Origin of the sequence: Streptomyces sp. NPDC005408, assembly GCF_040606445.1 — a bacterium.
GTDB lineage: Bacteria > Actinomycetota > Actinomycetes > Streptomycetales > Streptomycetaceae > Streptomyces.
Map to the genome: position 1 here is coordinate 95,530 of NZ_JBEXEX010000026.1, position 6,121 is coordinate 101,650.

Consider the following 6,121-nt stretch of genomic DNA (forward strand, 5'->3'; position numbering starts at 1 on the left):
CTGGACCTCAGCCCTTCACGCACACGACCTGCTTGAGCTTCGCGACCACCTGCACCAGGTCCCGCTGCTGCTCCATCACCTTCTCGATCGGCTTGTACGCACCCGGAATCTCATCCACGACGCCGGAGTCCTTACGGCACTCCACACCCCGCGTCTGCTCCTCCAGATCCTTCGTCGAGAACCGCCGCTTCGCCGCGTCCCGGCTCATCTTCCGACCAGCCCCGTGCGAAGCCGAGTTGAAGGAAGCAGCGTTACCGAGCCCCTTCACGATGTACGAGCCGGTACCCATCGAACCCGGGATGATCCCGAAGTCGCCGCCGCCCGCCCGGATCGCGCCCTTACGGGTGACCAGCAGGTCCATGCCCTCGTACCGCTCCTCCGCCACATAGTTGTGGTGGCCGGGCTACCCCGCCCCGGTGGCCCGACGCCACCGGGCACTCCCACTGTCCCGCCCGTGGCGCGCGCCGCTCATCACCGTCGGGGGTGAGGCCGCCCCACCCCGCGCGCACCGGCTCGGCCGTTGGCCCCCCGTGACGCCACGAGCCCCGGCGGTCGGCTCCGGGGCTCGTGGCGACCGCCGCGGCAGTACCGCGTCCGGCCTTGCGATCAGCTCTTATTGGCAGGCTTCGTCTTGACGACGTTCAGGTCGTAGCAACCGGGGACGTCACCGGCGCAGTTGTCGGGGAGGTTCTTGAAGATCTTGCTGTGATTCAGGATGACCTTGGCGCCCACCCAGTTGTTGATGCCGCCGCCGTTGCGGGCCGCGCGGTTGTCGGTGACCGTCGTGCGGTCGAGGGTCAGCACCACGGGGTCCGAGGCGTTCTCCTCCTCGTTGTTGATGCCACCGCCGTCCCGGCCGGCCGAGTTGCCCCTGATCGAGCCCCCCTTCAGGGTCGCCGTGCCCTCGTTGTTCAGCGCGCCACCGTCACGGCCCGCGACGTTGCGGTAGAAGCTCGAGCGCGTGACTTCCAGCGTCTTGTTGTCTGCAGGGTCGTTGTTGATGGCGCCGCCCTCGACGCCGGCCCAGTTCTGGACGAACTTGCTGTACCGGATCGTGGCGGAACCCAGGTTGTTGATGGCGGCGCCGTCGTCGTCGCGCGCGATGTTCTTGGAGAACAGGGTGCCCTCGACCGTCAGCGTGCCCTGGTTCTGGATGCCGCCGCCGTCCTCCTCGGAGGTGTTGCCGGCGATGGTGGACTTCTTGATCGTGAGGGTGCCGTCCGCGTTGTTGCTGATGCCGCCCCCGTCCGCGGCGTCCCCGTCCTGGTCGAAGGCGACGTTGGTCAGGACACGGCTGTCCACCAGCGTGACGTTCCCGCCCTCGTTGGAGATGCCGCCCCCGTCGCCGGTGATCTGGTTGCCGACGACCGTGCTCTTCTCCAGGCGCAGCGTGCCTTCGTTGGCGATGCCGCCACCGTCCGCATTGCCCTCGTCGTCCTCCGGGTCGGAAGTGAGGAGCCCGCCGGCCACGGTGACGCCCTTGAGGGTGAGGTTGCCGTCCTCCTCAACGCGGAGGATCCGGAACTCCTCGCCCCGCACGGAGCGGATCAGCGTCGACTCGTTACCGATGATGGTGACGTTGCTGGTGATCGGGGGCAGGGCGGTGAGGGTGCTCTGGTAGGGGGTTTCGAACCGGTAGGTGCAGCGCTTGGCCAGCTTGATCGTGCCGCCGCCGTTGTTGTTCGCGTCGTTGATGGCGCCGATGAGGTCCTGGGACCCGTTCTCGTCGCAGCCGATGGTCACGTCGATCTGGGCCGCCACGGCCGGTACCGCCGACACACCCAGGCCGAGGCTCGCCACCAGGGCCGATCCAGCGAGCACCAAACGCTTCTTCATGGGTTTCCTTCCCTCTGGTTCAAGCGACCCGCCAACCACCCGCAGTATCCGTTTGTCAACAAATAAACGAAAAGGAGGAATTGGGGTGCGCTCTTGACGCAAAAGGGGTACCACCTGACTTAACAGGCATCACGCAGCACCAGCCGTAGGTCACGGAATGCATACGGATGGCCGCGACGAATGGCCCCGTACGGCCGAGGTGACCGACGTACAGACCGAGGATCATGCAACGAGGCCCCGCCGAACCACTCCGGCGAGGGCCTCGTCCGTTACGTGAAGGGCTCTGCGTCAGCCCTTTACAGAGATGACCTGTTCAGCTTCGCAACGACCTCGACCAGGTCGCGCTGCGCTTCAAGCAGCACCGTGAAAGTTGTAGACCGCTGGATCAGCCAGCCGCCTCGCCCAGGTAGAGCAACGTAAGCCGGGGCAGTCGCCGATGCATCTGCTCGGGGTCGTCGAAGTCGAAATCTTCGCTCGGATGGTCGGCAAGTCTGTCCGGGGACTGCAATGCCCTCTCGTACCAGTCCCGCCCGAGGGCTATCAGGCCGGCACAGAAGTCCATGAAGCTGTCATCCGAGCGACCACCGCCGATGAGACAGGCTGCAGCCCACACATCCCAGCTGTACGCAGCAATGTCCAGTTCGTCGAACCTCTGCTGAAACTCCAGGATCTCGGTCTTCGAGCTGCTGCCCAGACAGCCAACCAGCGCCTCGGCAAACGGTTTGCTGTCCCCACGCGCCGACTCGACAAGGCCCCAGAAAGCTTCCACGTTCATGGCGCGCACTCTGCCACCGAGGTTTGACAACCACTGCCACAGCAACAGGCCCCGGACCGAGGTCAGTCCGGGGCCTTGTCGATCACGTGGAGTGCTGTGTCTCAGCCCTTCACGCAGATGACCTGCTTGAGCTTGGCAACGACCTGCACCAGGTCCTTCTGCTGCTCCATCACCTGACCGATCGGCTTGTACGCCGCCGGGATCTCATCCACGACGCCGGAGTCCTTACGGCACTCCACACCCCGCGTCTGGTCCTCCAGGTCCTTCGCCGTGAACTTCCGCTTCGCGGCGTTCCGGCTCATCCTCCGGCCCGCCCCGTGCGACGCCGAGTTGAACGACTTCTCGTTCCCCAGACCGCGCACGATGTACGACTCCGTGCCCATGGAACCGGGAATGATCCCCCACTCCCCCGAGCCCGCACTGATCGCACCCTTCCGGGTAACCAGCAGATCCATCCCGTCGTACCGCTCTTCACTGACATAGTTGTGATGGCAGCTGATCACACCAGGGCGGTACTCGACGGTCCTCATCTGACCTTCAGCATCTTCCTGCTGGCGCGAGATCACCGGCTCGAAGGTCACCTTCGCCTTCTTGAACTCCTTGCGGACCACGTCCTGGAAGAGCGCCATCATGACCGCGCGGTTGTACTTCGCGTACTCCTGCGCCCAGAAGAGGTCGTTCCGGTACGCCGCCATCTGCGGGGTGTCCGCGATGAACACCGCGAGGTCACGGTCGACCAGGCCCTGGTTGTGCGGCAGCTTCTGGGCCTCGCCGATGTGGAAGTCCGCGAGTTCCTTGCCGATGTTCCGGGATCCGGAGTGCAGCATCAGCCAGACCGAACCCGCCTCGTCGAGGCAGAACTCGACAAAGTGATTCCCAGAGCCGAGCGTTCCCATCTGCTTCGTCGCCCGCTCCTGACGGAACTTGACCGCTTCGGCCACCCTGTCGAACCGTGCCCAGAAGTCGTCCCACCCAGCCGCCGGGACGCCGTGCAGATATCCCGGGTCGACCGGATCGTCGTGCATCCCCCGGCCGACCGGGATCGCCTGCTCGATCTTCGAGCGCAGCCGGGAAAGATCTCCCGGCAGGTCGTTCGCGGTCAGCGAGGTCTTCACCGCCGACATACCGCAGCCGATGTCGACACCCACCGCCGCCGGGCAGACCGCGCCATGCATCGCGATCACCGAGCCGACCGTCGCGCCCTTGCCGTAATGGACGTCCGGCATCACGGCAAGGCCCTTGATCCACGGCAGCGTCGCGACGTTCTGCAGCTGCTGCATCGCGCCGCTCTCGACTGTCGACGGGTCGGCCCACATCCGGATCGGGACCTTGGCGCCCGGTACCTCTACGTACGACATTCTTCCTCGATTCCCCCGAAACAACCTTAAAGTCTCAAAGCGCAAAAGCCGGAGCCTAAGGCCGCATAAGACCCAACGGACCGGCATCGACGGCTGCGCGTGCGATAGACATTGTGTCCATCGGCCGCTCTCACGCGGCAACCGTTTTTCCTCTCGAAGGGAGCCTGGGACCGTGCAACGAAAGGCGTACGTACCCGGCCTCGCGACGCTCCTCGTGGCGCTCGTCGCCGGCTGCACCGCCGACAGCGGTACCGACGGCTCCGCCATCGACTCCAAGTCCGGGAGCGGCACGTCCGCCGCCGCGCCTGCCGGGAAGTACCGCACCCTCCGTGAGCCCTGCGGCTCCGTCCCGCGTTCCACCCTCAAGGACCTGCTGCCCGGCGCCGCCGAGCTCCCCGAGGAGCAGCAGCAGAAGATCTTCCGTGGCGCGGCCGCCGTCACCTATGACACGGACCGCCGCGTCGGCTGCAGCTGGAAGGCCGACTCCCCGGACGCCTCCCACCATCTCAGCGTCGACTTCGAGCGTGTTGTCTCCTACGACGGGGCGGTGAGCGACGACGACCGGGCGCAGGAGGTCTTCGCCACGAAGCAGTCCGGGGCCTCCCGGCCGATCGCCGACGCAGGCGAGGGGTCCCCCACCGCCACTCCCTCGACCTCGACATCGAAGCCCGCGACGGGCACGCCGACCGGCACCCCCACGGGCACGCCCACCGGCACCCCGTCCAACTCCGCCTCCGGCACGCCCGACGGCCTGGAGCCCCGCGTCCTCGACAGCCTCGGCGACGCCGCGTTCCTCGACGACGTCCTCACCGGAGCCGGGGCCGGATCCACGGCCCAGCGCCGCACCGTCAGCGTGGTCTTCCGCACATCGAATGTGATCGTGACCATCGTCTACGGCGAGCAGCCAGCCCGTACGACAGAGGTCCCTGACAGCAAGGAACTGCAGGAAAAGGCCCAGAGTCTGGCCCGCAAACTCGCCGACGAGTTCAGCGGCTGACCCACCCCGCGGTTTGGTCGCGATGTGGCGTACGTATCCGGAGACACACCCGCGGACGGGCCGGCTCCGCGTACCGTGGGCTGGCCGACCGGACCGGTCGTACGACAATTCGACCGCAATCGGCTGAGATCGAATGAAAACGACTGAAATCGACTGAAGGAACCATGCACCGTTCAGCCCCGCGACTCACCCGCATTCTCGCCTGTGCCGCCGTCCCGGTGATGCTCGTCGTCGCCGGCTGCTCGTCGCTCTCGGGCTCCGACAGCAAGAAGGACTCGGGCTCGGACTCCTCGTCCTCCGCCTCCTCCTCGCAGGGCGGGCAGAAGCCCGCGACCGTCGACCCGGCGAAGTACGCCAAGCTGCCCGAGCCCTGCACGTCGGTCTCCTCGAAGACGATCGCGAAGCTCGTCCCGGAGACGAAGGTCAAGGCGGGCACGGCCGGCAAGTCCTCGGACACCACCAGCCGCGGCAGCTGCTCCTGGAACGGCCTGGACGACAACGGCGTCAAGGGCTCCCAGTACCGCTGGCTCGACGTCTCCTTCCTCCGGTACGAGTCCGAGCAGTCGCTCGGCGTCAGCGGCAAGCAGCGCGCCGAGGACAACTACGCCAAGGAAATCGCCAACACGAAGGCCACCGAGGGCGCGAAGAGCGTGCGGACCTCGCCCGCGAGCGGCGTCGGCGAGGCTGCCACGGCCATCGGTTACGAACTCAAGAAGACCGGCGAGGACTTCACCTACGCCACGATCGTGACCCGAGTCGACAACATCGTGATCACGCTCACCTACAACGGCACGGGTTACGCGGGCGCCAAGTCCCCGTCCTCCACCGACCTGATGGAAGGCGCCGTGGCGGCGGCCAAGGAGGCCGTGGCCTCGGTGGGAACCGCCAACAAGTAGGTTCCCGGCCACGGCCTGTTGAAGGAGCCCGCCACCCCCGGACGTACCCCCGGCACTACCCCGGTAGCCCCCGCCGAGGGTCGCCCGGAGGGACGGGCTCCGTAGGCATGTGCCAGGCTGTGCCCGCTGGATTCGAATGGGGAGGGGATCGCGGGTGGCCGCGATGCAGCTGACACGCACGCACCGCATACTCATCGGGCTCGTCGTCACGGGCGCGGTCATCATCGCCGCGATCGGTTTCGCGGGTTCGTACGCCGCC

The 6,121-nt window shown here is 66.6% G+C and carries 5 protein-coding genes and 1 pseudogene; 2 read left to right on the forward strand and 4 right to left on the reverse strand.

The genetic code is table 11. From position 1 onward, the window contains the following. Positions 1 to 7: 7 nt before the first annotated feature. From ABZS64_RS23735 to ABZS64_RS23750, 4 genes and pseudogenes are all read right to left on the reverse strand, one after another. A pseudogene (locus tag ABZS64_RS23735) lies at positions 8 to 397 on the reverse strand (RtcB family protein); the annotation flags it as partial. 209 nt (positions 398 to 606) lie between these two features. After that, complete coding sequence (locus ABZS64_RS23740; RefSeq protein WP_355833020.1) at positions 607 to 1,836, reverse strand: hypothetical protein; 1,230 nt, start codon at positions 1,834 to 1,836, stop codon at positions 607 to 609. Positions 1,837 to 2,221: 385 nt separating this feature from the next. Then, positions 2,222 to 2,611 carry a DUF4240 domain-containing protein gene (locus ABZS64_RS23745; protein ID WP_355833023.1) on the reverse strand — a complete coding sequence of 130 codons (390 nt, stop codon included), beginning with the start codon at positions 2,609 to 2,611 and terminating at the stop codon, positions 2,222 to 2,224. Positions 2,612 to 2,712: 101 nt separating this feature from the next. Further along, on the reverse strand, positions 2,713 to 3,969 hold the full coding sequence (locus ABZS64_RS23750; protein WP_355833025.1) for an RtcB family protein: 1,257 nt from the start codon (positions 3,967 to 3,969) through the stop codon (positions 2,713 to 2,715). 172 nt (positions 3,970 to 4,141) lie between these two features. On the opposite strand from ABZS64_RS23750, the gene ABZS64_RS23755 reads away from it, so the two are divergent. Both ABZS64_RS23755 and ABZS64_RS23760 read left to right on the forward strand, forming a co-directional pair. Continuing rightward, on the forward strand, positions 4,142 to 4,966 hold the full coding sequence (locus ABZS64_RS23755) for a DUF3558 domain-containing protein (protein ID WP_355833028.1): 825 nt from the start codon (positions 4,142 to 4,144) through the stop codon (positions 4,964 to 4,966). A gap of 164 nt (positions 4,967 to 5,130) precedes the next feature. Then, positions 5,131 to 5,862: a DUF3558 domain-containing protein gene (locus ABZS64_RS23760; protein WP_355833031.1), complete on the forward strand. Its 732-nt coding sequence runs from the start codon at positions 5,131 to 5,133 to the stop codon at positions 5,860 to 5,862. Positions 5,863 to 6,121: the final 259 nt, after the last annotated feature.

What these genes read in the sequence shown, in the direction of transcription:
- ABZS64_RS23740 (WP_355833020.1), bottom strand. Translation starts at nt 1,836, where the DNA reads ATGAAGAAGCGTTTGGTGCTCGCTGGATCGGCCCTGGTGGCGAGCCTC.
- ABZS64_RS23745 (WP_355833023.1), bottom strand. Translation starts at nt 2,611, where the DNA reads ATGAACGTGGAAGCTTTCTGGGGCCTTGTCGAGTCGGCGCGTGGGGAC.
- ABZS64_RS23750 (WP_355833025.1), bottom strand. Translation starts at nt 3,969, where the DNA reads ATGTCGTACGTAGAGGTACCGGGCGCCAAGGTCCCGATCCGGATGTGG.
- ABZS64_RS23760 (WP_355833031.1), top strand. Translation starts at nt 5,131, where the DNA reads ATGCACCGTTCAGCCCCGCGACTCACCCGCATTCTCGCCTGTGCCGCC.